The organism is Flavobacterium arcticum (assembly GCF_003344925.1).
Taxonomy (GTDB): Bacteria; Bacteroidota; Bacteroidia; order Flavobacteriales; family Flavobacteriaceae; genus Flavobacterium; species Flavobacterium arcticum.
On record NZ_CP031188.1, the window covers coordinates 933,845 to 959,749 of the forward strand.

Genomic DNA, 25,905 nt, shown 5'->3' on the forward strand with positions numbered 1-25,905 from the left:
GCAAAAGTTTGCCTATACTTTATTACTGCCTGTTCATCTTTTTCGTTAGCAATGATAAATATGTTTTTATAAATCATTTATATTAACACCAGATGAGTTTGCTGTATTAGGGTCTACTAACGAAACTCGTGTTCTTGGTAAACTGTCAGGATAGTTCTTTTGAAGGTACTCTATTAGTTTTTCCCTAATATACACACGTAAATCCCATGATATAGAAGAGTCTGCAGAGCTCATTAGGGCGCGTATCTCCATAACATCTACTTTAGCATCTGTAACCTGAAGTACGTTTACCTTACCATCCCAAAGGTCAGAGCCTTCTAATAAACGTGTAAGCTCTTCACGAAGTTTATCTACAGGAACATGAAAATCAGTATAAATAAATACTGTACCCATAATCTCGGCACTATTTCTTGTCCAGTTCTGGAACGGTTTTTCTATAAAATAAGTAGTGGGTACTACAAGCCTGCGTTTATCCCAAATACTTATCACAACATAAGTAAGGGTAATTTCTTCTACACGCCCCCATTCGCCTTCTACAATTAATACGTCATCTAACCGAATAGGTTGAGTAATGGCTATTTGCACCCCTGCTAACAATGTTCCTAGTGCTTTTTGTGCCGAGAACCCAATGATAATACCTGCTATCCCTGCCGAAGCCAAAACACTTGCCCCTATGGCTCGTATGCTATCAAAACTCATAAGAGCAATACCTATAGCTAGTATAACAAGTATAAAAACAATTACTCGTTCTAATATACTAAACTGAGTGTATACTCGTCTTGCATTTAAGTTATCTGAAGCCGAAATATCATATTTGCGCATGAGTCCTGTTTTTACAGCCCGAAGTATAATAACTAAAAACCATGTTATCGTTAATATTAAAAGTAATGTGCCTATATGCCCAATAATACTTAATTGAGGTTCTGCGAATACATTACTAGATACTCCAATACGGAGAACCAACGCAATTATAAATAATACAAGCGGAACTTTGATGCGATGTGCAAAGTTAACTGGCAGTATGTTTTTAGGGTTTTTACCTATTTTCTTTAATACAAGAAATATTATTGCAAATGTTATTATGAGTCCTAATGCTCCAAAAATGAGATACCGGAGAAGATTAGAGTTTATAGCTAAAAAATTCATCATAAGTAATTTATACAATTAAACCTTAAAGTTAAAAATCAAATTAGGGTATAACAACAATTAATGAATACATTAACCTATAACGTTGTAATGTAAAAGTTAAAATAAATACTTAATGTTACGTTAACTATGACCAATATCATAACAAACCTGACGTTTTGTTGCTATATTTGTGTAAATAATTAAATCGATATATACTATGCTAGTACAAATTAATACCGATAATAATATTGAAGGTCACCACAGACTGGAAGAATATTTTACTACACAGCTACAAACTTCCTTAAAAAAATATGAGGAAAAAATAACACGCCTTGAAGTACATCTTGGTGACGAGAATAGTACTAAAGGTGGAGAGAACGACAAGCGTTGCAGTATAGAGGCACGCATTGCTGGATTAAAGCCCATAGGAGTAGTAAACCATGCTAATACTATTGAAAAAGCAGTTGCAGGTGCTACCGATAAAATAAAAAGTGCTTTAGAACACACTTTTGGCAAACTAAACGCAAACTAAGCTAAAGCAACATAACAAAAAACTCCCGATATATTCTATCGGGAGTTTTTTGTTATAAAGCGGATAGTGTATAAAGACTAATAAAAATAAAGCCCTTACAGTAAATGCAAGGGCTTAAGTATAATTGGTGAGTGGTTAGTTCCTTTAGAATGCTGTACTTAAAGACACTGTAAAACCTGTACTTTCTGGCACAAAACGACATACACCGCCTACACATACCAGTCCGCCACGCTGTCTACCATAGTTTAGAGCCATACGTGTAGCACCATAACGGTAAGCACCACCCACATTATAATAATGGGTTTGCTTAGCGCTATCATCATTACCATAATTATAAATATCCCATACATAAAAAGAATATTTATCGTTTAGGTTAAGCTCTACAGTACCTCCTGCCCAATTTTTCCTATCGGCATCAGCCCACATATGTTCAGCCTCAACACGTACTGATTTGGTTGTATCAAAATTATAAACCACTTCTCCTGTAACAATGTTTGAGTTTACCTCTTCGCCACCTTGCAACCATTGAGTATTGTAATACTGATTGATATAGTAGAAATTAGTAAGCAATGTTTCTGAAAGTCTTTTTTTGATTTCTAGATTATAATCTGAAAAATATTTCTCTCCTACACCAAAAAGGTTTGTTTCATAATCAGCAGGAGTAAACCTGTACTGACCTGGTAAGTTATACCAGCTCGATGCGTTAAGAGCTATTTTAGTACCGTACTTACCGCCAAGTGCAGTTTCTTTGGCAAACTCATAAAAAATATCTATTTGTCCGCCTGTCTCTCCTGCCTTCATTATAGGTTGGTCTATAAAATCTACCTTACCTTGTGCCTGAAAAACATATATATTGGCAAGATTAGAGTGGTGTTGTTTTGTTAAAGCAGGTACAAAGTTGAGTACTTTATCATTAAAGTTAAGACTAGAAGATGTTGCGTCTACAAATGTAGGTTCTCTCTCTGAAAGGAAACTCATGTTTTCCATTCTTCTCACAGTAGCATCTATACCAAGTCCTGTGCCTGTATACCCAAAATTAAGAAGGATAGCATTACCTGGCTTTACAAAATCGTTATTAATACGGTTTTGTACATCTAGTATAGCATCTTTCTGCTTATAATTATATTCACCCGAGATATAGAATGAATTGTGTATAAAGTTAATTCTTCCTGCAAAAGCATTAGTAAGCTCATCAAAATTTGGGTCAGGGATAGTTACTTTTTCATATCGACCTACATAACTTACTCCAAAAGAAAGGTCTGATTGCTCGAATTTGAATAAGCTATTTAAATTAATATCAGAATCAAAACCATATATTCTTCCTTCTGAAACATCAAACCCCGTACGTTGCTGCCCAAAAAGAGCTGTTAACCTTACATTATCACTTGGTCTAAAAAGAACACGTCCGCCTCGCAAGGCTGTATTAATACCCAAAGCACGATCTTCCCATGCGCGTAATAATAAACCACTACCAAACTGTTCGTAAAAATATCCAGCAGTAAGCTCTAGTTTTTCGGTCTTATAGTTAAGGTAATATGTACCCACACCTCCACCTTTAAAACCAGGATTGTAGTTTAATAGCCCATTATCTTCGTAAGCCTCAATTTGGAAACCTGCCGTAAATCGACCGTATTGATAATTTGTTAAAAAATAATTATTAGACCTTAACGGAGTACTAGGATGTTCTATACCCCTACCACTATCATTTAGATACCATTGTATATTCGATTCAAATCCGCCATACACTCTTACCTCTTCCTTTTCTTCGGTTTCGGTATCCTGAGCATATAATGATCCTGTTACTAAGGGTAGTAACAGAAAAAGTAGTTTTCTTTTCATCAATTATAGTTCCTTCAGTTTATTGTAAAGTTCTATTTCAGCTCCTTGGCTGTATCCATTGTGTACATATACAACCTTTTTATTTTTTACTACTACAGTATAAGGTGGATTTGCAATGGCAAGTGCTCTTTTTAGATCTTGATTTGTATCTAACAAAACAGTATAGTCCCAGTTCTTACCATTAAGTAATGGTTTAACTCTTTTTTGTGTACGTGTATCATCTATAGATACCGCAATCACTTCCATATTAAGTTCTTTAGACCACTCAGTATAATGCTCTTTTATAGCATCAAGCTCACTTATACAAGGTGCACACCAAGTTGCCCAAAATGTAAATACATAAAGTTTATCTTTTTCGCTAAAATCGTTTTTAACATTATATCTTTTATTATTAACCGACTTAAGGGTTACACTAGGCATTGCTTTTTGTGCATTGGCAGAAAAGGTAACGAGCAAAAATAGTATGAGTAAATTTTTCATGTTATAAAATAATATTAATACATTATGTGTTGTTTGAGTCGCAATATTAAAAATTTTTTTGACAGTCTATTACTTTTTTTCAATAAAAAACATAAAATAGTTAGTTATAAACTCTATCTACCATAGAAATAAACCGCAAAAGCATTAATAGCTAAAATGTTAATTAAAAAAAAGTTTTTTAACAAAACACAAAACACCTAAAAGCCTACTATTCCTATAGAGAAACCTTAAAAAATATCATTGATATATAAAAAATGTTAATTAATTTTTTTTTCTATATGTTTTTTTGATAGTAACTTTTTTTTACATATTTTCGGATAATATTTTACTTTTCATTATTTATTTGTTAAAAAATAAACAAATAGAAAGGTATTCGTTACATAAAAAACAAAACTAAATTTCTCAAAGGAAAGACCATGAAAAAAACACTACTATTAGGAATGCTTGCCCTTGCAGGTTTTTCTGCTAACGCTCAGTTAGCTTCGGGTTCTCAAGCTCCCGATTTTACAGCAACAGACATTAATGGTGTAGAACATCATTTACAAACTTATCTTGACCAAGGTAAAACTGTAGTATTAGACGTATCTGCTACATGGTGTGGGCCATGTTGGAGTTTTCACTCTGCACACATTCTCGAAGAGTTATACAAATCTCACGGTCCAGAAGGATCAGACGAAGTAGTTATCCTTTTTATAGAGGGTGATGGCTCAACATCTATATCTGACCTTAATGGTGAAACAGCTCAAACTCAAGGAGACTGGGTTACAGGAACAAAATATCCTATTATAGATAGTGCTGCTATAGCAAACTTATATGACATTGCTTACTTCCCTACTCTATATAGAATATGCCCTGACGGATTGGTGTATGAAATGAATCAGGCTAACCCACTACCATTTTTAGAAGGAGTTAGTAACTGCGGTAGTATTGATGGTGCAGAAAATCATGCCGAAGTAGAAAAAACATCTGTTTCACTTTGTGAAGCTACAGGAGCTACAAACTTTGATGTTGAAATAAAAAATTATGGTGGAAACAATTTAACAAGTGCGGAACTTTCTCTTAAAGAAGATGGTACTGTGATTGCTACACAAACATATAGTGGAGATCTTTCTCTTTATACTTCAGGGACTGTTAGTTTCGAAGGTGTAGAATTTGACACATCAAAAGATCACACAATAGAATTTACTCAAATTAACGGAAGTGAGCCTTTTAACAGTGTCCTTGAATCTAACACTGTAGATGTTAGCGTTGCAGGTCAGGCAGAAAACAACTTCTTAGTTGTACTTGTACACACAGACAACTACCCTGGTGAAATAAGCTGGGATATTAAAGACAGTAATGGAAATGTAGTTGCTAACGGCGGTCCTTATCAAGCAGGTACTGGTACTGCTGGAGCAGGTGGACCTGATGCTAATACTACCAAAATGCATTTTGTAGAAATACCTGAAGGTACTTCAGATTGTTTTGATGTTAACATGTATGATGCATATGGCGACGGATGGAGTCTTGGTAACACATGGCATGGTATGGAGGTTTACTCTAATGATACAGCTGTATTTGCTTATGGACCTGGAAACTTTGGAACTGAATTAACAAGAGCATCTGCTTTCAAAACAAATGGTGTTTTAGCTTCTGAAACTATCGAAACTTCAACTTTTGCAGTGTATCCAAACCCTTCAAACGGTGTGTTTAACTTTGCAACTCAAGAAGCAGTAGCTGTAACAGTTATGGACTTAACAGGTAAAGTAGTATTTACTGCTAAAGAAATTAACAATGGCGACACTATGAACCTTAGTAACCTACAAAAAGGTATGTATCTTGCTAAAATAGTTGGTGCTACAGGAGAAAGAACTGAGAAATTGGTTATCAAATAAAAATTAAAAGCTATTTTTACAATACTTTAATAGAAAGCTATCGAGAACATTTATTTGTTCTCGATAGCCTTTTTACTTAAATACTATAAACGAATTAAAAAAAAGAATTATGAAAAAAATTATACTTATTGCAGGATTATTACTTTGCGGAATAGCACAAGCACAAATCACAGTAACTGGTAATGGGGAAGCTATTACCGAAGGACAAACTTTTACATTTAATACATTAGATGCAGAGACAGCTACATTAGATTTACACTTCACAAATACATCTACTGAAAGTGTAAATATAAAAATGAAAGTTCTATCAATAAGCAATAACACCGCAGGTACAAGTCTACAATTTTGCATTGATCCGCAATGTTTTTTTAGCATTAGCGAAGGCTCTACAGTACCATCTAACCCTCAAAGCGGACTAACTCTTGAAGCTGGAGCTTCTTCTACAGGAGATAATCATTTTTGGAGTAGTTATACTGGTGATAACGAAAGTATGTCTGTAAGCTATACATTAGCCATAATAACAGTAGATGGTAGTGGTAATGAATTAAACCAGCTTATTTCTTTTAATTATGTATATAGTTCTACCGCAAACATTAATGACTTTGAAGCTTTACAAAATGCAGGCATTTCATTAGAAAGTACTATTATAAAAAATAATATGGAAATCAATGCACAACAAAACGCTAGTTTAGAACTATACAACATGAACGGGCAATTAATAAAATCTGTAACTATTAGTACAGGAAATCAATCAATAGATCTTTCGTCACTTTCTAGCGCAATTTACATTGCACGATTTGCTACAGAGGATAATAAAACATCTCAAATTAGAGTTGTTAAGCAATAAAACCATCATATTAATCACTTATATATTTTGGGGTAAAAAATGAAATTATGAAAAAGAGCTTATTCCTATTCTTTGCTTTAGCATCTATATTACTATCCTCATGTTCTTCGGACTATGAGATACTTAAGTCAGCTGACTCTATAATACTAACAGCTGATAGCTCTATTAAAATTATAGATGAATCTATTGTCTTTACAGTAAAAGATAATGATGGCAATGATCTTACAGAAGATGCAACTATTTATATAGACGGAAACACCTTAGAAGGCAATACGTTTACTTCTTCGACAGTAGGTCAATTTACAGTTACTGCCAAATATTTTGGTGCAGAGTCTGAAGAGCTACCTATACGTTTTCATGATGGCTCAGAAGTTAACTTTAATAAACGTGTACTTATTGAAGACTATACAGGTACTTGGTGTGGTTACTGCCCAAGAGTAGCATTTGGTATAGAACAAGTTAAAACTCAATCAGATAATGTAGTAGCTGTAGCAATACACAGGGCTAGTTTGAACCCGAACGATCCTAGCTATGACCCTTATACGTTTGACTCTACCGAATTGGAAAACTTTATAAACATACCTGGCTACCCTAAAGGCTTAATAAATAGATTAACGCAATGGAACTATCCTGAGCCGAACAATCTTAACCAAGTTATTGCATTAACTCAAGGTGATAACCCGAAACTGGGACTTGCAATGAAATCATCTCAAGATGGTAATAATCTAGCTATAGATGTTAAAGTCATGTTTGGTAAAGATTTTAACAACAACATGAAGATGGTTGTTTACATTCTTGAAGATGGTTTAATACACGAGCAGCATAACTATACCACCTATTATGATGGTATTGATGTTCTTGAAGGTTTTGAACATAATCATGTATTAAGAGCATGTATTACACCTCTTATGGGAGAAGATATACCTAGTAATCAAACCACCATACTTAATACTTACACAAGAACATTTAATGTTACAGTACCCGAAACTGTTGAAAATGCCAGCAAACTTGAATTTGTTGCATTTGTAACAGATGCAGATGGCAATGTACTTAATGTAAGGAGTTCTCACCCAGGTGATGAACAAGAATTTGAAATTTTATAGAACAAAATATTGCATTAAAATAAATAACGGCTACCAAATGGTAGCCGTTATTTATTTTAATATATTTATATTATGAGATATGTAATCGCTTTTTTCTTTCCTTGGCTTTCTTTATTCTTGCAAGGAAAAATAATTTCTGGTTTGCTTTGTTTAATACTTCAATTAACCATTATTGGTTGGATACCCGCTTTTATATGGGCAGTAGCATCATTAAACCGAATGTATGCTGATAGAAGAAATAAAGCTGTTATTAAAGCTATAAAAAAAAGCAGATAAACTTTAAACAACGTCATGAATTTCAGAGTCGCTAGGCACACAAACAATCTTGATAAAATAATAGCATTCTATACTAATATTTTAGATTTAGAAATTCTTGGCTCTTTTAACAACCATGATAATTATGATGGTGTTTTTATAGGACTGAAAGATATGAGCTGGCATTTAGAGTTCACAAAATCAGATGAAATTGTAAATCATAAATTTAATGATGACGATATTTTAGTTTTTTACCCTGAAACAGATATTTCATACAGTATGATAATAGAAAACATCAACATATATCAAATTAAAAAATTAAACCCCAAAAACCCCTATTGGAACTTAAATGGTATTTTAATTCAGGATCCAGACGGGTTTAACATAATAATAAGCAACCTAAAAGCACAAAAAAACCTGTAAATAAATCACAGGTTTTCTTTAGCAGAGAGGAAGGGATTCGAACCCTCGATGCCCTTTTGGAGCATACACACTTTCCAGGCGTGCGCCTTCGACCACTCGGCCACCTCTCTAAGTTTATCGCGGCTGCAAAAATAGAATATTAAAACGGATATTAAAAAATTATTAAGACAATTCGCCACATAGCGAAGTTTCGAAAAGCTCTTTAAATTCTTGAGCTGGTACGTCTTGCCCCAACAGATACATTAGCTTAGTTATAGCCGCTTCGGTAGTGATATCTTTACCCGATATCACTCCTATCTCTTTTAATAAAGTACTTGTTTCATAATGCCCCATATTAACACTACCTCCTGAGCATTGAGTTACATTCACTATATGTATTCCTTGTTCTATCGCTTTTTGTAATGTCGATACAAAATAAGCATCGGTAGGTGCATTACCCGCCCCATAAGTCTCAAGTATTACTCCTTTAAGCCTTGGCGCACCAAGTATAGCTTTTAATACCTGCACATTAATACCCGGGAAAACCTTAATAATAACAACATTAGTATCAAAATCTTTTATTACTAATAATTCTTTATCTTCTTGCTTTTGCAATAGCACATTCTTATTTACACGAAGATGTACCCCTGACTCTGCTAGTTCAGGATAATTAGGGGATATAAAAGCATTAAAATGTTCGGCACTTATTTTTACGGTGCGATTACCTCTATACAACTTATATTCAAAATAAAGACACACCTCTTGTATAACAGCCTCATCATTATCTCTAAGCGAAGCCACTTGTATTGCTGTAATAAGATTCTCTTTAGCATCGGTACGCAAATCTCCTATTGGCAACTGAGACCCTGTAAAAACAATAGGTTTATTAAGATTTTGTAGCATAAAGCTCAATGCTGATGCCGAGTATGACATAGTATCTGAGCCGTGTAAAATTACAAAACCATCAAAATTATTATAATTCTGCTCTATTACTGTGGCTATTTTAGCCCATTGAAGTGGGGTTATATTGGATGAGTCGATAGGTGTTTCAAACGACATCGTTTCTATAACGCAATCAAGCTGTTTTAGTTCAGGGATATTTTGTAGCAATTTGTCAAAATTGAACACTTTTAATGCCCCCGAATCAAAGTCTTTAACCATACCAATAGTACCACCGGTATATAATAATAAAATATTGGGTTTAGACTTCATTCTTGTATTTCATTTTGTTCACTACAGGATTAGCATACATTGCTAAAAAACCGTCGTATAACGTTTTATTATCTACATCTATACGCATTTCCAGTCTTCGCTCAAAAAGCTGCTTCTCTTTTTCGGTATATTTTGCACTAAAACAATCTGTTTTATTCAATAAATCATATGCAATATAATTGGTAGACCAAAGCTTATAAGTACTCAATATTGCATCATCTAACACTTGTGCAACAGCTTGTATTTGTCTGTTTTGATTATCAAATTCAGCACTAATTTTATCTAACTCATTATCTAGCACATCACAAACATGAATATGAATCCGTTTCTTCTGCCCCATTATACCGCTAAGTAGTGTATTAAAATCTTCATTTTTCTCCTTAACATATACTTCATCGTTAGCCTGCGCCATTAGCATAGGCATTTTTAAAGCATCTGTGGGGTCGTACTCGTAAGATATAGAAACAGGTACAATTTTAATCGACTTAAAATACTCCATCAAACTATCTCCCTCTGCACCCATGGCAAGCATTTTCAATACTCCTTGATGGGTTGCATCATTACCATCTTTAGTACGTCCTTCACGCTGTGCTATCCATACTGAACGATTTTCGCGGAGTAATAACTGACATACATATTCTGACATTAAGCGCGAACTCTGTAGCAACTCCCTTGGCGGTAGTGCTCTTTGTACTAAAAAATTACGATTAAGTCTTGAAAGAGTATGTAAAAAAGGTTTCTGAACTAAATTATCGCCTATAGCAGATGCCGTCATTATTTGTCCATGATCGTACAACGAAACATTTAATAATGAAGTATCGAGTATAATATCTCTATGATTAGAAATAAAAAGGTAAGGTGTATGCTTATCAAGCTTTTCAAAACCAGATGTAGTAAGCCCTTCTGAACTTTTTTGCAGTACTTTTTGCACCGCAGGATATATAAAGTTAACTTGAAAATCGCGCTTAGAGTGTGTTTTTTGCAACTGCCTTTCCCACACCTTTTGGTCAACATCAGGAAATGCAAAACTCATAAGCGCTTTCATCATAGGATGATGTATAACACCACATATAGCCTCATTTACTTCACTGTCATAAAAAGGCCGGATATGTTCAAATTTTGACATGCACTTCTTTATGTTAAAAACAATCTTACAAATGAACAAAAATTTTATGAATTTAAGCCGTCTTCTTTGTTAAAAACCAAAAATTGATTTAGAATTCTCAGTAGTTATAGTAGCAATATCTGCTATACTCATACCATATATCCCAGCAAGTTTCTCTGCAACAAGTACAGTATAAGCACTTTCATTACGTTTACCTCTATATGGCACAGGAGCGAGGTAAGGCGAATCGGTTTCTAAAACAATATGACTAATATCTATTTCGTTTAAAAACCGGTCTATTTTTCCGTTTTTAAAAGTACTAACACCACCAATACCCAGTTTCATTCCGTAGGATATTGCTTGTTCTGCTTGCTTAAAATCACCTGTAAAGCAATGAAATATACCATAAAGCCCCTCTCCTTTTTCTGACCCTAACACTTCAAAGGTTTCATCAAAAGCATCTCGACAATGAATATTAATAGGTAGCTTATATTTTTTAGCTAACTGTATCTGGTGTTTAAAAGCATGTTGTTGCTCTTTAATATAGGTTTTATCCCAGTATAGGTCAATACCTATTTCGCCTACGGCTGCAAATTTACGTTTAGCAAGTTCTGCCTCTACATGCATCAACTCTTCTTCATAGTTATCCTTTACATAGGTGGGGTGTAACCCCATCATTAAAAACACATTATCAGGATATTGTGCCTCAATCTCATACATCTGCTGAGTATAAGTAGAGTCTATAGAAGGTATAAATAATCGGGTTACACCTGCATCTATAGCACGTTGCATCATGCTATCTCTATCCTGTTGAAATTCTTCACTGTATAAATGAGTATGTGTATCGGTAAACGTCATTACAAAATATTTTGGATTGCAAAATTACAAAGTTGCAACTGCTTATACTGCATTTATATATTATTTTAAAGTATTTTTGAGTAAGAATCAAGACCTCTTGCATGGAAAACTTATATAGTACACTAAAAGAAAAAGGCTATAAACGCATAAAATTTAAAATATCTAAAACACAGCATTTGCTTATAACAGCCAAAATAAATGGTATAGCAGGTAATTTTATACTAGACACAGGAGCATCTAACAGTTGTGTGGGGTTTGAAAGCATAGAACACTTTGAGCTTTTAACTAATGACTCAGATACTAAAGCTGCTGGTGCAGGCGGTACAGGTATGCTAACGCAAACCTCTTTAAAGAATACTTTAAAAATGGGCTGGTGGAAAAACAAAGATTTTGACTTAGTTATTTTTGACATGTCGCACGTAAATGAGGCATTACGCCAATATAAAGCAAAACCTGTACACGGCATTATAGGTGCAGATGTATTACTACAAGGCAAAGCTATCATAGACTATTATAATAACTGCTTTTATTTGAAATAGTTATAATATTAAAAAAACATATTTGTAGTTCTTTTTTTATAATTTAGTCGGCTAAAAACCACCAACCTTATTATTATGAAGAAATTGCTCCTTTTTTTAATCCCGCTCATTACAGCATTTACTTATGCACAACCTACTAATAATAACTGTAGTGGAGCAACTACAATACCTGTTAATAATCAGCTTATTTGTGACACTAATGTAGAAGCTACTTTTGTAGCGGCAACACTATCTAACATTACAAACGATTGTATTGGCACCAATGGTTATGATGTATGGTTTGAATTTACTGCTACAAGTAACAGACATAGAATTGGTTACAATATAGTTTCTGGCACCGACGCATACATAAAGTTATCATTATATGAAGATAATTGTGATACGCCCACGCTAATTAGTTGTGTCAATTCGGCAGGAATTGTAGAGGACTTAACAATTGGTACAACCTATAAGGTACAGGTACATGCTACCACCACACAGTCGGATCAAAATATTGTATTTACAATTTGTGTGAATGTACCGCTTAATAGCATTACGACAAGTAGTACTGCCTATACGCCCGAAGAGTTAATTGAGGATATATTGATAAGTTCTGAATGTATGACCATTTCTAACGTTAATTACCAAACTGGGGCAAGCGAAGGACTTTCAGGAGGCTTAGGTTACTTTGAAAAAAACGAATCCTTATTTAATTTTGACAATGGTATTATCCTATCTAGCGGAAATATAGACATTGCTCCCGGTCCTGCTATAGGGCCATCAAGTTCTGTTGGATCTAACTTAAGTGGTGATGAAGACCTTGAGGCTATTATGTTCGATTTTCCCGGAAGTTTTAATGACGTTAGTTGGCTTGAATTTGACTTTGTGCCTACAATAGATCACATTAGTTTTGATTTCATTTTTGCTGCTAATGAATATGGTACCTACCAGTGTGGTTTTGCTGATGCTTTTGCATTTATCCTTACTAATGTAGCTACGGGAGAAGCTACTAACCTTGCCGTTATACCAGGCACTACCATACCTATATCTGTAGTAAACATAAGAGATTCACAATACAACACTAGCTGCACCTCTGTAAACCCACAATATTTCGACTCTTACTACACTACTGATGATATTACTGCCCCTGTTAACTTTAGAGGAATTACTGTACCTATGACAGCTGAAAGCGATGTTATACCTGGTAATACCTATCATATAAAACTCGTTATTGCCGATTATAACGATACAGCTTTCGATTCTGCTATATTTATTGAGGGAGGAAGCTTTAATATTGGATCATCAGAATATGAATATGCTACTATAAGCACTAATAATAGCACTGTATTATGCGAAGGTCAATCGACAACGCTTAGTATTAACCTAGATAGCTCTTTCGAGTTCGCATGGTATCTTGATGGTGTTGAGATTCCTGAAGAAGATAGTAATAGTATAATAGCTACCCAAGCTGGCGAGTATGTTGTAAATGTAACTTTACCTAACGAAGGCTGTAACCTTAGCTACAGTATAAATATTACAGAAGGAAGTGATACCATTACTGACATTGAGATAAGCAATGTATTAATGTTTGAGGCAGAAAGTGACGGATTATTCAATTTTGATCTTGCTGAAAAATCAGCTCTAATACTGCAAGATCTAAACTTCCAAGATGTATTCATTACATTCCATAATACCCTTGAAGATGCCAGTGCAGGTACTAATGCTCTACCTGATTATTATCAAAATTCAGAAAATCCAGAAACAATATATGTAAGAATTGAAAATGAATTATCAGGCTGTTTTAATACAGGTAGCTTCCAACTTATCATTTTAGATGAAAATTACACTACCCCTGCCCCACAAGGAGAGGAAGCACAATCATTTGACGAAGGAGAAACACTGGGTGATTTAATAATAGAAGGAGAAAACATACAATGGTATGCCGAAGATGCTACAAGTGGGCGATCAGCAATGAATACACAAGATGAGGAAACCCCATTACCGCTTGACACTCCCTTAGTAAATGGTGTAACATATTATGCGACTCAAACTATTTATGGTATAGAAAGTATTGAGAGACTTTCTGTTACAGTATCATCTACATTAAGTACTTCAAAACACGATTTTGAAGGCTTTAGCTACCACCCTAACCCTGTTAGTAATATACTATACATTAAAAACAATAACAAAATAGACACCGTAACTATACACAACCTGTTAGGACAATCTATTTTTAGCGAAAAAGTAAACAGCCTCGAAACACAAATTAATACAGAAGCATTTAAACAAGGTATTTACTTTATTAAAATAATAGCTGGCAATAGCGAAAAGACAATCAAAATAATAAAAGAGTAACACATACTTTTAAAAAAAAACAATTTTTAAAAACTCCTGCAAAATTGCAGGAGTTTTTTTACACAAAAACTAAAGCACTAACCTCCAGAACACTAAGTGAAAAATCTACAAAACATGATTATTCAGTATTTTACTACATAAAAAATAACTCCGCATGTTAAAATTGTTATTTTAACATAAAAAACCATTATTTTGTCGATAAAAAAGATACAAAATAATTAATATGATAATATTTTAGTACTTTTAACAAAGCTACAACAACAAGTATGCTAGCTATTGTTATTGTAACTCACTTTTTAATTTAATCCAACTAAATTATAATTATGAGAACTAAACTATTATTTACAGCCACAATTGTGGCCCTGTTTTTCAGTGCCTGTAGCAATGAAGACAACTCCAACGAAAAAAATAACGTTAACCTTAAAAACAGTTACAGACAAACGTCAGACAACTACAATGATGTTAAAAAATTACAAGACAATGCTCTTGAAAAAATTACACAATTTTTTGAATTCAACACCGAAAACCCTAACGTTACTTTAGAAACAGAGAATGGGGTAATGATTAATATTAGCACCTCTAGCCTTACCATACAAGGGCAAAGAGTACATGGTAATATAGTAGTAGAATATGTCGAAATTTTTAAACGTAGTACTATGGCAACTGCCAATAAAACTACTATGGGAATTGCCGATGAACAATCAGATGAAATAGAGGGAGTAGACTTATGGCCTCTTAAAACTGGTGGTGAATTCTTTGTAAACATGACATTTAATAATCAGCAAATAGATGACGGTGCTAATATTACACTTACTGTACCTACAGCATTAACAGGCGGTAACGACCCTAACATGACTGCATGGGATGGTGAAATAAATAATGGCGGTGATGTAGTATGGGACGAAGATGATGATGCAGAGCCTGTAGGTGGTGGCGGTGATCAAGGTGGTACTGGTGGCGAAAATTATAATCTTGATGTAGACAATTTCGGGTGGTCTAATATCGATCGTTTTTGGGGCTATGCTGGTCCTAAAACTACAATTCGGGTTGATGTTCCTGCCGGATATGACAACAATAACTCTAACGTGTATCTTGCAACAGAAGGAGAACAAAACATGTTAGCTCGGCTAGATACATATGATGCTGGAACAGAACTTTTTAGTGAGCATTATGGTCAAGTACCTGTGGGGCTAAGCGGCTACATTGTTTTTGTGTCAGGAACAATAGGACAATGGGACTACACCATAAAACCCGTAACTTTTACCCCTAATGACATTATTGTTATAGATGCCGTAGATATAGTTACAGGTACTCAAACTGATGTAGAGAATGCTATAGATGCCATTCCATAAACAAACTTCACTTTAATAAAAAACCTAAAATAACCCCTACTTAATAAAATGGGGTTATTTTAAAATTCTCGAATAAATTTTAATCCAAATAAATAAATTATGAAAACTAAATTATTATTTAAGACTGCTTTCGTAGCACTGATTTTTGCCGCATGTAGTAGCGAAGACACTTCCACAACTGACAACGCCTTATTAAAAAAAGCTTCGGAGAGCCAAGAAGGTAGTCTTTATGCATTAGAACAAAACAATAGAGAAAACTCAAAACAGTATTTTAGGTTTGAAACTGGAACAGAGCAAGTTAAATTCAGATCAGAAATGGGTGTAGAGTTAACTTTTTCTCCTAACAATTTAACTGTTAACGGAAACCCATACAACGGTCCTGTTGTTGTAGAGTTTATAGAAGTATTCGGGATAGGCGGAATGGTAGCTACAGGTATGCCAACTATGGGAGTGCCTCAAGGAGAAGCAAATGAAGATTCTGCATTAGCAGGGCTTATAACAGGCGGTGAATTTTATGTAAACATGACTACAGAGGAAGGTCAAGATATAGATGACGGTGTGCCTTATGTACTATCTGTACCTACAGAACTATCTGGAGGTCAAGGAGAGGATACCGAAGAAATGATTGTATGGACTGGCGAAGAAGATGAAGACGGTGATGTGGCATGGGAAAAAGACGTTGATGACGATGGCAATGAAAGAGAAGTATCTGTAGAGGATGGCAAATTCATCATGGAGATGCTAAGCTTCGGGTGGTGTAATATTGATAAACTAGATAGTCTAGAAGGTTTTGAAGAATTCACTGGAATTTGGGTTGACGCACCTAACGGGTTTAACGACACCAATTCTATGGTATATATGTCTTACCAAGGACAAATGAATATGCTTACAGGGTTTAACAACTTTGATTATGGCATACAATTATTTGATGATCCTTATGACAACATTCCAATTGGTGCGCAGTTTAATGTAATATTTGTTTCCTCGCAAGGCGGGCAATGGCTAGTGGGCGTAAAACAAGTAACTATAGTAGGAAATGATATTATTGTTTTCACACAGTCTGATCTTGCCGTAGCGACAGACCCTGCACTTATCAATATGCTCAATAGTCTACCTTAATTAAACAATTCTATTTCAAATAATAAAAAACCCCACTCAATGAGTGGGGTTTTTGTTGTACGCAAATTTAATAGCCGAAATAAAAGTTTTATTAAAATCCAAAATTGTTATATAATTGCACTTAATTTCTAACTTAAATAAAATTACAAAATGAAAAAATTATTTTTATTCTTATCACTTTCTATTCTAACACTATCTATTAGCTCTTGTTCTGATGATGACTCAAATTCGACTGACAATGCTACTTCATATATTAAATTTAAAGTTGATGGTGTACAGAAAAACTTCACTAACATAACTCAAGAAAAAACATTTTTTCAATCAGATACTTATTTAAGTATTAAAGGTCAAGACGGGAATGATATTACTGAAACACTCGAACTTTATATACATATGAACTTAAATGAAGGAGCTAACGCTCCATACGACATACTCAATCTAAACTATAATTATGCTGGGCTCGAATATGAAGCTAATAACAGCTCAGACATTGTGTATGACACTGAAATATATACCTCTGAGAGAATAAAAGGGGTCTTTACAGGAACTCTAAGAGAATACTTAAATGGAGAATATATTTACAAAACTATTACAGAGGGTAATTTTGATATTAAACTAAACTACGAATAAATACCCTAGCAACTTTACACAAAGTCCTCGCTATATATTGGGAATTTTTACTTACATAAAAGAAAAAAATTACTCTATAATCGTACCTAATTAATTTCTAACTTAAATAAAATTACAAAAGAAAAAAATTATTTTTATTCTTATCCCTTTCAGTATTAACCCTATCAATCAGCTCTTGCTCTGATGATGATTCAAGCTCGACTGACAATGCTACTTCGTATGTAAAGTTTAAGGCTGATGGCGTTCAAAAAACATATAGTAATATTATTATTAATACAGAAACTGTAACATCTGGGGGACAAGAGGAAATATGGTTAACCGTAACAGGATCCGAAACAGGAAACTCAGAGGAATACATATCCTTTGAAATACTTGAAGGCGAAGTTGGTGCTGATGTAATATATGACCCTGCTTCGCTTTATTATACTAATGGTCAAATGTATTATGGTTGGATAATGAATCAAGGCACTAGCATAAGCAACGTTATCCAGATTAATGATACTGAAAAGTTGAAAGGTACTTTCTCAGGAAGCTTTAGAAAATATGATGCTGAAGACAACCTTATATCTGTAGAAATAACAGAAGGTAGTTTTGATATCAATCGTTAATAATCAAGGGAAGATACAGTCTATAAAAAAATCCCGCTCAATGAGCGGGATTTTTTTATATATATAACTACAACTCTTAAAGTTCTAATGCCTTTTTAGGGTTGTTATCCATAAGTAGTTCTAATGGGTTTTCTAGCGCTTCTTTTACCGCTACAAGGAAACCTACAGACTCACGACCATCAATAATTCTATGATCATAAGAAAGTGCCACATACATCATTGGGTGTACCTCTACTTTACCATCTACAGCTATAGGACGCTCTATAATATTGTGCATCCCTAATATACCTGACTGTGGAGGGTTAATAATAGGTGTAGATAACATACTACCAAATACACCACCATTAGTAATGGTAAATGTACCACCTGTCATATCGTCAACTGTTATTTGCCCATCACGAGCACGAATAGCTAGACGCTTAATCTCTGCCTCAATACCACGGAAAGTTAATGCTTCTGCATTTCTTACTACAGGTACCATTAATCCTTTAGGACCTGATACTGCAATAGAAATATCTACAAAGTCATAAGACACTTTATAGTCTCCATCCATCATAGAGTTAACATCAGGATATAATTGTAAAGCTCTTACTACTGCTTTACTAAAGAAAGACATAAAGCCTAAACCTACACCGTGTTTTCCTTTAAATACTTCTTTATACTCTGCACGTAGTTTATTTATAGGCGTCATGTTTACCTCATTAAAAGTAGTAAGCATAGCCGTTTCATTTTTAGCCGAAACAAGACGCTCTGCTACTTTTCTACGAAGCATCGATAGTTTTTTGCGCTCAGAACTACGGTTACCACCTGTTGGGGTACCCATAGATGGTGTTGCGTTAACCGCATCATCTTTAGTTATTCTACCATCTTTACCTGTACCGTTAATGGTAGTAGGGTCTATATTTTTTTCATCAAGTATTTTTCGCGCCGCAGGTGATGGCGCTCCTGTAGCATACGTTTTCTCTTCTTGTTTTGACGCTGCTGGCTTAGCTTCAGCTTTAGGCGCTTCTTCTTTTTTCTCCTCTTTTGCAGGAGCATCACCTTCTGGCTTAGCTGCATCAGTATCTATAAGGCATACTACCTGACCAACAGCTACGGCATCGCCTTCTTCTGCTTTTAGTGTAATAATACCTGCTGCTTCAGCAGGAAGCTCTAAAGTTGCTTTATCTGAATCTACTTCGGCAATAGCCTGGTCTTTCTCTACATAGTCGCCGTCTTGTACCAGCCATGTTGCAATCTCAACTTCGGTAATCGATTCCCCTGGAGAGGGAACTTTCATTTCTAAAATCATCTCAATATAATTTTATTGGTGTTGTTAACTCTATATGTTAAATCAAAAATACAATATTAATTAAATAAATCTTTGTCAAATACCATCGCAATCGCTACTGCATGACGTTTTTTAGCACGCGATGAGCTACCCGCGGCAGGAGCACTAGATGGTTCTAACGAAGCTAACCTTAATTTTACCTCGTTAAAATTCATAAGCATATGGCTGTAAGCTCCCATGTTTTTAGGCTCTTCTTGTGCCCACACATAATCATCGGCATTTTTATATTTCGCAATAATCCCTTTAAGTTGCGCTATAGGTAATGGGAACAATTGTTCCAATCTCACAAAAGCAACATCATCTCTTTCTAGTTTTTTCCTTTCTGCTACTAAATCGTAATAGAATTTACCTGTACAAAAAACAAGTGATTTTACTTTATCTGCATTTACCGCAGGGTCATCAATAACCTCTTGGAAAGTTCCGTTTACCAATTCTTCTACACTAGATACTGCATCAGGGTGGCGCAATAAACTCTTTGGTGTAAACACAATAAGTGGTTTACGGAAGTTAGTTTTCATTTGCCTTCTTAACAAGTGGAAGAAGTTAGCTGGTGTAGTACAATCAGCTACATACATATTATTAGTAGAACATAGTTGAAGGTAACGCTCCATACGCGCGCTAGAGTGCTCTGCTCCTTGCCCTTCATAACCGTGTGGCAATAGCATTACCAAACCGTTTTGATTGTTCCATTTATCTTCGGCTGCAGATATATACTGATCTAGCATTATCTGGGCTCCGTTAGAGAAATCTCCAAACTGTGCTTCCCAAATGGTAAGTGTTTTAGGGCTAGCTAAGGCATAACCGTAGTCAAAACCTACTACCCCATATTCTGACAATAAAGAATTATATATATTAAACTGACCTTTTTGATCGTTTAATGTATTTAGTAATACCAGTTCTTCCTCTGAGTCTTCTACTTTAATCACAGCATGACGGTGTGAAAAAGTTCCTCTTTCTACATCTTGTCCAGACATACGTACATCAAAACCTTCAGTAAGTAGCGTACCATAAGCAAGTAATTCACCCATAGCCCAGTCTAACTTGTCCGTTTCATACATACGTTTTCTGTCATCAATAAGCTTTTGTATCTTCCTGATGAATTTTTTATCTGTAGGCAACTGCGTAATAACAGCTGCAATATCGTCAAGCTTTTCTTTGGCTATAGTAGTATCTACCTTTTTAAGCATCTCTTGCTCGCATACTTTTTCATAACCCTCCCATTCATTTTGCATAAACGGAGTAATCACAGTCAAGTCTTTTTTACGCGAAGCTTCAAGGTTTTGCTCCATCATGTCCTTATACTCTTTTTCAAGCTCAGCTACATGACCTTTCCCTATAACACCCGATGATAAAAGCTTCTCTGCATAAATATCTCTTATGTTTCTATGCTTAGCAATTAGCTTGTACAAGTTAGGTTGTGTAAAACGCGGCTCATCTCCTTCGTTATGACCATATTTTCTATAACCTAACAAATCGATGAATACATCACCACCAAACTCCATTCTATAATCTAACGCAAAAAGCATAGCGTGTACTACTGCCTCAGCATCATCTGCATTAACATGTAGTACTGGCGAAAGCGTTACTTTAGCAATATCAGTACAATAAGTAGATGATCTAGCATCTAGATAATTGGTTGTAAAACCTATTTGGTTGTTTACTACTACGTGTATAGTACCACCTGTTTTATAACCGTCTAGCTTTGCCATTTGTACAATTTCGTACACAATGCCTTGTCCTGCAATAGCAGCATCTCCATGTAGTGCTATTGGTAATACTTTACTATTATCTTCAGGGAAATATCTATCTTGTTTTGCTCTAGCAATACCCTCTATAACTGCACCTACTGTTTCTAAGTGCGACGGGTTTGGTGCTAAATTGATATTGATATTTTTGCCCTGTCTTGTTTTCTTATCAGATGTAAGTCCAAGGTGATATTTAACATCACCATCAAACATAGCATCATCATCATAATCTTTACCATCAAATTCGCTGAATATATCCGAAGGCGATTTTCCGAACACATTGGCAAGCACGCTAAGGCGACCTCTATGTGCCATACCCATCACAAACTGCTCTACACCTTTCTCGGCTGCTGCTTCAATAAGAGCATCTAGCGCAGGAATAAGCGATTCACCACCTTCTAGCGAAAAACGTTTTTGCCCTACATATTTAGTATGCAAAAAGCTTTCGAAAGAAACTGCTTCATTTAGTTTCTCAAGAATATGCTTTTGCTGATCGGCAGAAAATTTTGGTTGATTTTCTCCTTCAGAGAGTCTCGTTTGTATCCATTTCCTTACTTTAGGATTACGGATATACATATACTCTACACCAATGTGATCGCAATATACTTTTTTAAGATGATCTAGTATTTGTTGCAATGTAGCTTGACGAAGCCCTATCTCTTTACCAGCATCAAATACTGTAGTAAGATCGGCGTTTGACAATTCAAAATCCTCCAACTCTATGGTTGGCGTATAATTCCTGCGTGCACGCACAGGGTTTGTTTTAGTAAAAAGATGTCCTCGCGTTCTGTAGCCTTCAATAAGGTTAATCACTTTAAACTCTTTCTGTAATTTTTCGGGAAGATCCGAATAATCAGAAATAGCCTGTTGTGTCGCTCCTTGCCCTGAGGTGGCTGCTCCAGTAAGTTCATCTCCGTAACCGGCATTAGCGAAATCGAAACCTTGGAAAAAACTTCTCCAGCTTGGCTCTACACTATCCGGGTTTTCTATATATTGACTGTATAAATCTGCAAAAAAAGCAGTATGTGCTGCGTTTAAAAAGGAAAACCTGTCCATACTTATGTCTTTATGACCTTTTGTTTAAAAAATTTTATGCAAAAGTACAATATTTGTAATAACCTTTGAGTGTTTTTTATATATTTATGTTTAATAATTACATACTAAACATCTGTTATGAAAACCCGAAATTTCAGTTTTTTAACAAATTGTATAATAATTATCACAGCGCTACTTACTTTTGAACCAGTAAAATCACAAAATGACAATAGCTTTTGGGGCAATGTTAGTTTTGGCGGTACAGCAGGTGTAGCCTTTGGCAATAATTATACTGATGTTACCCTTGCACCAGGAGCACTTTACAACATTAACGAATATGTAGGTGTGGGCTTAGGCTTACAAGGCACTTATGTAAGGTATAAAGATTTTTATGAATCGTATATTTATGGTGCATCTATTATAGGGGTATTTAACCCAATACCAGAAATACAACTCTCTGCAGAGGTAGAACAACTACGCGTTAATATTAGTTATGATGAAAATTACATTAGCACTCCAAACTATACTAGTGATGCGGAAAAGAAAAGGGATTTTTGGAATACCGCATTATTTTTAGGCGCAGGCTACCGTCAGGGAAACGCAACCATAGGAGTGCGCTATAATGTGCTGTTCCGTGAAAGAGATATGGTGTATAGTGATGCTTTTATGCCTTTTATAAGGGTTTATTTTTAAAGAATAAATTATTGACTATCATTCTGAGCGCAGCTTCAGCGGAGTCGAAGAATCTTAAACAATTAAAGATTCTTCCTTCGTCAGAATGACAGCAATTCTGCCTTGAATTGCAACTTCAACAATAACATTAATATCTATTTCTAAACCACACCTTTTGCCATTCACGTTTTAATATCAGGAAAGCTACTTGCTCGCTAAGTTCAGTAATATCGCCACCATTGAGGGCTTTTATTTCGCGTTCAGAAACATCTATAATATAGAGCAGATTTAAGTACTCGGCAAAGCGATGCTGTATAAGCGTGTAAATTTTTTCTTGTAGACCTAGTTTTAAATTTATTGGAGTAATATCTACTGCAAAATCTAGTAACTCATTGGCAAGCGTAAAATCTTTATTCAACTGCTCTACCAGTTTAACATAAAGCTCTTCTTTTTGCGCTTCGCTCAGCAGCAAGTCTGCATTTATAGGTGCTATATACATTATACAGTTCGTTGCATTAAGTATTGCCCAAACTGTTCTAACATCTGTTTTTTATCCGCAGCTATATCCAGTTGTTCTAATGTTGCAAATGCTTTTTGGGTATAGGCTTCAATAGCTTCTTTTGTAGCAACATCGGCTCCTGTTGTTTGAAACAGTTGTTTTACATCAGCTACCTTGGTTGTTGTATCTTCGGCGTACGATGTAAACCATTGTAAAAGACTTGCTTTTTGATTATCATCACACTGTTGTAATGCTTTTAGGTATAAATAGGTTTTTTTATTCTCTATAATATCGCCTCCTACTTGTTTTCCAAATGTTTCTGGGTCGCCAAAGGCATCTAAATAATCGTCTTGCAACTGAAAGGCTATACCGAGATTAAGCCCAAAATTATATATTAAGTCGCAGTTTTCTTCCGTAGTTTTAGCTACAATACCGCCCATTTTCATGGCTGCACCTACTAGTACCGCTGTTTTATACTCTATCATTTTTAGATATTCGGGTATAGTAACATCGTTGCGTTCCTCAAAATCAACATCCCATTGCTGCCCTTCGCATACTTCAAGTGCTGTTTTACTAAACAGCTTTGCCAATGCTCTAAAAGTTTCGGGCTCATAATCTTCAAAATACTGATAGGCGAGTATAAGCATTGCATCGCCCGATAATATAGCCGTATTTACGTCCCACTTTTCGTGTACAGTTTCGTTACCACGACGCAGAGGTGCATCATCCATAATATCATCGTGCACAAGCGAGAAGTTATGAAACATCTCTACTGCTATAGCTGCTGGGAGTGCCTCTTTACAATCGGCATTAAACACATCGGCAGCCATAAGTGTAAGCACAGGTCGCATACGCTTACCGCCAAGTGATAATATATACTGTATAGGGCTATACAGGTTTACAGGTTCTTTTTCTAAAGATAAATTGGTAAAATACTCCTGAATTATTTGCTGGTAGTGCGCTATAGCGTGCATCGATTCTTTTTTTTGGCTAAAGTAAACCTTTCCGCTTTTATAAACAATATGATAAGGAGTACAAAAATAATTTAAAAACTATGGAAACTTTTTTGGTTTTAAAAGTTTCCTTCATACATTTGCCCACGAAATATTACGATTTTACTATGAGAGAGACTATTGTAAAAAAGGCTACGGAGATGTTTATGTCTCTTGGGTTTAAGAGTGTAACAATGGATGATATTGCCAATGAACTTAGTATTTCTAAAAAGACGATATACCAGCATTTTTGTAACAAGCACGATTTAGTAGAAGCTAGTACCTTGAGTGTTTTTGAAAATGTTTCATGTGGTATAGACGGAATAAGGGAAATGGGTAAAAACTCTATTGAAGAAATTTTCATTATACGTAGCTTTATGATGCAGCATTTAAACAATGAGTCGGCGTCGCCTTTTTACCAATTGCAAAAATTTTTTCCTAAAATATTTTCATGTTTACGCGCACAACAATTTGAGAAAGTAAACGGATGTATGAAAGATAATCTGCAAAAAGGAATTGATAATGGCTTATATCGTGATACTATTAATATAGATTTTATTTCGCGCATCTATTTTACAGGGCTTACAGGAATTAAAGATCAAGATATTTACCCAACCTCTATGTTTGGTGCCAATGAGCTTACTATAGCATTTTTAGAATATCATCTTCGTGCAATTGTAACAGCAAAAGGACTAGTAATATTAGAAAAACTACTAGAAAGTGACAAAATAAAATTAACATAAATTTATCTTGTAAGTATCAAAATAAACGCTTTAAATTTGCATTGACAAAAATGTCAAACAATTTAGTTAAACAAAAATGTCAGACAAAAAAGATATTGCTACAGAGCAACTCATAAAAAACACTGCCAAAAAAATATTTTTTGCAGAAGGTCGCTTTAATGCTACCACGCAAGAAATTGCCGATGCAGCCGGAGTTAACCGTACGCTGATAAATTATTATTTCCGTTCTAGAGATAACCTCTTCAATATAGTGTTTGAAGATGCACATGAACAAGAGCACATCCGTATGGAATCGATAGTTTTCTCTGACCTTTCGCTAAGAGAAAAAATAGAGCAACACTTAGATCTGTTTTTAGAACAGTCTAAAGAATACCCGTACCTAGAAATTTATATGGTAACCCAAATGAATCAGGGAAGTTGCCATAAGGATACAGAAGCAATGAACAGAATGCTCGATAAGTTTTACTTAGAAATAGGTCTTGAAATGGAAAGAGGTAATGTACCTAAAATGCGCCCAGAACAATTTGTGCTAAACTTTATCTCACTTATGTCTTTTCCTGTTTCTATGCGACCATTACTACAAGAAACAATGGGTTTTAACCAAGATAGCTATGACAAACTGCTAGAAGAACGTAAAGAAATTATTTTAACCCTTTTATTTAAACAATAAAT

Annotated in this window: 25 protein-coding genes and 1 tRNA gene; 15 read left to right on the top strand and 11 right to left on the bottom strand. The window is 34.9% G+C overall.

The genetic code is table 11. From position 1 onward, the window contains the following. Positions 1-66: 66 nt before the first annotated feature. A complete protein-coding gene (locus DVK85_RS04255) occupies positions 67-1,149 on the bottom strand; it encodes a mechanosensitive ion channel family protein (protein WP_114677246.1) in 1,083 nt (360 codons plus the stop codon). 196 nt (positions 1,150-1,345) lie between these two features. Here DVK85_RS04255 and DVK85_RS04260 point away from each other — a divergent pair, with 196 nt between their 5' ends. Further along, positions 1,346-1,660 carry an HPF/RaiA family ribosome-associated protein gene (locus DVK85_RS04260; protein ID WP_114677247.1) on the top strand — a complete coding sequence of 105 codons (315 nt, stop codon included), beginning with the start codon at positions 1,346-1,348 and terminating at the stop codon, positions 1,658-1,660. Between the two features lie 144 nt (positions 1,661-1,804). On the opposite strand, the gene DVK85_RS04265 is transcribed toward DVK85_RS04260, so the two are convergent. Both DVK85_RS04265 and DVK85_RS04270 read right to left on the bottom strand, forming a co-directional pair. After that, positions 1,805-3,499 carry a DUF6029 family protein gene (locus tag DVK85_RS04265; RefSeq protein ID WP_114677248.1) on the bottom strand — a complete coding sequence of 565 codons (1,695 nt, stop codon included), beginning with the start codon at positions 3,497-3,499 and terminating at the stop codon, positions 1,805-1,807. A gap of 3 nt (positions 3,500-3,502) precedes the next feature. Beyond that, entirely contained in the window at positions 3,503-3,979 is a 477-nt protein-coding gene (locus DVK85_RS04270) for a TlpA family protein disulfide reductase (protein WP_114677249.1), read from the bottom strand. A gap of 416 nt (positions 3,980-4,395) precedes the next feature. On the opposite strand from DVK85_RS04270, the gene DVK85_RS04275 reads away from it, so the two are divergent. The 5 genes from DVK85_RS04275 to DVK85_RS04295 all read left to right on the top strand — a co-directional run bounded on the left by DVK85_RS04275 (position 4,396) and on the right by DVK85_RS04295 (position 8,481). Further along, positions 4,396-5,853: a T9SS type A sorting domain-containing protein gene (locus tag DVK85_RS04275; protein WP_114677250.1), complete on the top strand. Its 1,458-nt coding sequence runs from the start codon at positions 4,396-4,398 to the stop codon at positions 5,851-5,853. 109 nt (positions 5,854-5,962) lie between these two features. Further along, entirely contained in the window at positions 5,963-6,700 is a 738-nt protein-coding gene (locus DVK85_RS04280; RefSeq protein ID WP_114677251.1) for a T9SS type A sorting domain-containing protein, read from the top strand. A 47-nt stretch (positions 6,701-6,747) separates the two neighbouring features. Next, entirely contained in the window at positions 6,748-7,803 is a 1,056-nt protein-coding gene (locus DVK85_RS04285; RefSeq protein WP_114677252.1) for an Omp28-related outer membrane protein, read from the top strand. Positions 7,804-7,875: 72 nt separating this feature from the next. Then, positions 7,876-8,079: a YqaE/Pmp3 family membrane protein gene (locus DVK85_RS04290; protein ID WP_114677253.1), complete on the top strand. Its 204-nt coding sequence runs from the start codon at positions 7,876-7,878 to the stop codon at positions 8,077-8,079. Between the two features lie 15 nt (positions 8,080-8,094). Then, the gene (locus DVK85_RS04295; protein ID WP_114677254.1) at positions 8,095-8,481 is read left to right on the top strand and encodes a VOC family protein; all 387 of its coding nucleotides are present in this window, start codon (positions 8,095-8,097) and stop codon (positions 8,479-8,481) included. 22 nt (positions 8,482-8,503) lie between these two features. Here DVK85_RS04295 and DVK85_RS04300 read toward each other — a convergent pair. From DVK85_RS04300 to DVK85_RS04315, 4 genes are all read right to left on the bottom strand, one after another. Beyond that, a tRNA-Ser gene (locus DVK85_RS04300) sits at positions 8,504-8,591 on the bottom strand. A gap of 52 nt (positions 8,592-8,643) precedes the next feature. After that, the gene (locus tag DVK85_RS04305) at positions 8,644-9,672 is read right to left on the bottom strand and encodes an asparaginase (protein WP_114677255.1); all 1,029 of its coding nucleotides are present in this window, start codon (positions 9,670-9,672) and stop codon (positions 8,644-8,646) included. Further along, the gene (locus DVK85_RS04310; protein ID WP_114677256.1) at positions 9,662-10,798 is read right to left on the bottom strand and encodes a 1-acyl-sn-glycerol-3-phosphate acyltransferase; all 1,137 of its coding nucleotides are present in this window, start codon (positions 10,796-10,798) and stop codon (positions 9,662-9,664) included. Before DVK85_RS04310 ends, DVK85_RS04305 begins: the two co-directional genes overlap by 11 nt. Positions 10,799-10,867: 69 nt before the next feature. Next, positions 10,868-11,635, bottom strand: coding sequence for a TatD family hydrolase (locus tag DVK85_RS04315; RefSeq protein ID WP_114677257.1), 768 nt, complete (start codon positions 11,633-11,635; stop codon positions 10,868-10,870). 101 nt (positions 11,636-11,736) lie between these two features. Between DVK85_RS04315 and DVK85_RS04320 the strand changes: the two genes are divergently transcribed. The 6 genes from DVK85_RS04320 to DVK85_RS13540 all read left to right on the top strand — a co-directional run bounded on the left by DVK85_RS04320 (position 11,737) and on the right by DVK85_RS13540 (position 18,217). Further along, positions 11,737-12,174, top strand: a complete 438-nt coding sequence (locus DVK85_RS04320; RefSeq protein WP_114677258.1) for a retropepsin-like aspartic protease — start codon at positions 11,737-11,739, stop codon at positions 12,172-12,174. Positions 12,175-12,249: 75 nt separating this feature from the next. Continuing rightward, complete coding sequence (locus tag DVK85_RS04325; protein ID WP_114677259.1) at positions 12,250-14,508, top strand: choice-of-anchor L domain-containing protein; 2,259 nt, start codon at positions 12,250-12,252, stop codon at positions 14,506-14,508. Between the two features lie 323 nt (positions 14,509-14,831). Beyond that, positions 14,832-15,860, top strand: a complete 1,029-nt coding sequence (locus tag DVK85_RS04330; RefSeq protein WP_114677260.1) for a hypothetical protein — start codon at positions 14,832-14,834, stop codon at positions 15,858-15,860. A 99-nt stretch (positions 15,861-15,959) separates the two neighbouring features. Further along, a complete protein-coding gene (locus DVK85_RS04335; protein WP_114677261.1) occupies positions 15,960-16,979 on the top strand; it encodes a hypothetical protein in 1,020 nt (339 codons plus the stop codon). Between the two features lie 150 nt (positions 16,980-17,129). Then, positions 17,130-17,609 carry a hypothetical protein gene (locus DVK85_RS04340; protein WP_114677262.1) on the top strand — a complete coding sequence of 160 codons (480 nt, stop codon included), beginning with the start codon at positions 17,130-17,132 and terminating at the stop codon, positions 17,607-17,609. Positions 17,610-18,064: 455 nt separating this feature from the next. Then, entirely contained in the window at positions 18,065-18,217 is a 153-nt protein-coding gene (locus DVK85_RS13540; RefSeq protein ID WP_162845285.1) for a hypothetical protein, read from the top strand. A gap of 76 nt (positions 18,218-18,293) precedes the next feature. Here DVK85_RS13540 and odhB read toward each other — a convergent pair whose 3' ends face one another. Then, on the bottom strand, positions 18,294-19,508 hold the full coding sequence (gene odhB, locus DVK85_RS04345) for a 2-oxoglutarate dehydrogenase complex dihydrolipoyllysine-residue succinyltransferase (RefSeq protein WP_114677263.1): 1,215 nt from the start codon (positions 19,506-19,508) through the stop codon (positions 18,294-18,296). Between the two features lie 56 nt (positions 19,509-19,564). Further along, positions 19,565-22,348, bottom strand: coding sequence for a 2-oxoglutarate dehydrogenase E1 component (locus DVK85_RS04350; protein ID WP_114677264.1), 2,784 nt, complete (start codon positions 22,346-22,348; stop codon positions 19,565-19,567). 117 nt (positions 22,349-22,465) lie between these two features. On the opposite strand from DVK85_RS04350, the gene DVK85_RS04355 reads away from it, so the two are divergent. Further along, positions 22,466-23,020, top strand: a complete 555-nt coding sequence (locus DVK85_RS04355; RefSeq protein ID WP_114677265.1) for a hypothetical protein — start codon at positions 22,466-22,468, stop codon at positions 23,018-23,020. Between the two features lie 127 nt (positions 23,021-23,147). Here the strand turns inward: DVK85_RS04355 and DVK85_RS04360 are convergent, their stop codons facing one another. Both DVK85_RS04360 and DVK85_RS04365 read right to left on the bottom strand, forming a co-directional pair. Further along, a complete protein-coding gene (locus DVK85_RS04360; protein WP_114677266.1) occupies positions 23,148-23,498 on the bottom strand; it encodes a hypothetical protein in 351 nt (116 codons plus the stop codon). Then, entirely contained in the window at positions 23,498-24,472 is a 975-nt protein-coding gene (locus DVK85_RS04365) for a polyprenyl synthetase family protein (RefSeq protein ID WP_114677267.1), read from the bottom strand. The genes DVK85_RS04360 and DVK85_RS04365 overlap by 1 nt, the downstream gene beginning before the upstream one ends. A 146-nt stretch (positions 24,473-24,618) precedes the next feature. Between DVK85_RS04365 and DVK85_RS04370 the strand changes: the two genes are divergently transcribed. Both DVK85_RS04370 and DVK85_RS04375 read left to right on the top strand, forming a co-directional pair. Beyond that, on the top strand, positions 24,619-25,233 hold the full coding sequence (locus tag DVK85_RS04370) for a TetR/AcrR family transcriptional regulator (protein ID WP_114677268.1): 615 nt from the start codon (positions 24,619-24,621) through the stop codon (positions 25,231-25,233). Positions 25,234-25,309: 76 nt separating this feature from the next. Further along, positions 25,310-25,903 (top strand): TetR/AcrR family transcriptional regulator, encoded by a 594-nt coding sequence (locus DVK85_RS04375; protein WP_114677269.1) that lies wholly within the window; start codon positions 25,310-25,312, stop codon positions 25,901-25,903. Positions 25,904-25,905: the final 2 nt, after the last annotated feature.

Bases quoted from the DNA above. Each gene is read 5' to 3' on its own strand.
- DVK85_RS04320 (WP_114677258.1), top strand. From the start codon at position 11,737: ATGGAAAACTTATATAGTACACTAAAAGAAAAAGGCTATAAACGCATA.
- odhB (WP_114677263.1), bottom strand. From the start codon at position 19,508: ATGATTTTAGAAATGAAAGTTCCCTCTCCAGGGGAATCGATTACCGAA.
- DVK85_RS04255 (WP_114677246.1), bottom strand. From the start codon at position 1,149: ATGATGAATTTTTTAGCTATAAACTCTAATCTTCTCCGGTATCTCATT.
- DVK85_RS04375 (WP_114677269.1), top strand. From the start codon at position 25,310: ATGTCAGACAAAAAAGATATTGCTACAGAGCAACTCATAAAAAACACT.
- DVK85_RS04285 (WP_114677252.1), top strand. From the start codon at position 6,748: ATGAAAAAGAGCTTATTCCTATTCTTTGCTTTAGCATCTATATTACTA.
- DVK85_RS04290 (WP_114677253.1), top strand. From the start codon at position 7,876: ATGAGATATGTAATCGCTTTTTTCTTTCCTTGGCTTTCTTTATTCTTG.
- DVK85_RS04265 (WP_114677248.1), bottom strand. From the start codon at position 3,499: ATGAAAAGAAAACTACTTTTTCTGTTACTACCCTTAGTAACAGGATCA.
- DVK85_RS04365 (WP_114677267.1), bottom strand. From the start codon at position 24,472: ATGCACGCTATAGCGCACTACCAGCAAATAATTCAGGAGTATTTTACC.
- DVK85_RS04270 (WP_114677249.1), bottom strand. From the start codon at position 3,979: ATGAAAAATTTACTCATACTATTTTTGCTCGTTACCTTTTCTGCCAAT.
- DVK85_RS04355 (WP_114677265.1), top strand. From the start codon at position 22,466: ATGAAAACCCGAAATTTCAGTTTTTTAACAAATTGTATAATAATTATC.
- DVK85_RS04360 (WP_114677266.1), bottom strand. From the start codon at position 23,498: ATGTATATAGCACCTATAAATGCAGACTTGCTGCTGAGCGAAGCGCAA.
- DVK85_RS04350 (WP_114677264.1), bottom strand. From the start codon at position 22,348: ATGGACAGGTTTTCCTTTTTAAACGCAGCACATACTGCTTTTTTTGCA.
- DVK85_RS04295 (WP_114677254.1), top strand. From the start codon at position 8,095: ATGAATTTCAGAGTCGCTAGGCACACAAACAATCTTGATAAAATAATA.
- DVK85_RS04330 (WP_114677260.1), top strand. From the start codon at position 14,832: ATGAGAACTAAACTATTATTTACAGCCACAATTGTGGCCCTGTTTTTC.
- DVK85_RS04310 (WP_114677256.1), bottom strand. From the start codon at position 10,798: ATGTCAAAATTTGAACATATCCGGCCTTTTTATGACAGTGAAGTAAAT.
- DVK85_RS04370 (WP_114677268.1), top strand. From the start codon at position 24,619: ATGAGAGAGACTATTGTAAAAAAGGCTACGGAGATGTTTATGTCTCTT.
- DVK85_RS04325 (WP_114677259.1), top strand. From the start codon at position 12,250: ATGAAGAAATTGCTCCTTTTTTTAATCCCGCTCATTACAGCATTTACT.
- DVK85_RS13540 (WP_162845285.1), top strand. From the start codon at position 18,065: ATGAATCAAGGCACTAGCATAAGCAACGTTATCCAGATTAATGATACT.
- DVK85_RS04280 (WP_114677251.1), top strand. From the start codon at position 5,963: ATGAAAAAAATTATACTTATTGCAGGATTATTACTTTGCGGAATAGCA.
- DVK85_RS04260 (WP_114677247.1), top strand. From the start codon at position 1,346: ATGCTAGTACAAATTAATACCGATAATAATATTGAAGGTCACCACAGA.
- DVK85_RS04305 (WP_114677255.1), bottom strand. From the start codon at position 9,672: ATGAAGTCTAAACCCAATATTTTATTATTATATACCGGTGGTACTATT.
- DVK85_RS04315 (WP_114677257.1), bottom strand. From the start codon at position 11,635: ATGACGTTTACCGATACACATACTCATTTATACAGTGAAGAATTTCAA.
- DVK85_RS04275 (WP_114677250.1), top strand. From the start codon at position 4,396: ATGAAAAAAACACTACTATTAGGAATGCTTGCCCTTGCAGGTTTTTCT.
- DVK85_RS04340 (WP_114677262.1), top strand. From the start codon at position 17,130: ATGAAAAAATTATTTTTATTCTTATCACTTTCTATTCTAACACTATCT.
- DVK85_RS04335 (WP_114677261.1), top strand. From the start codon at position 15,960: ATGAAAACTAAATTATTATTTAAGACTGCTTTCGTAGCACTGATTTTT.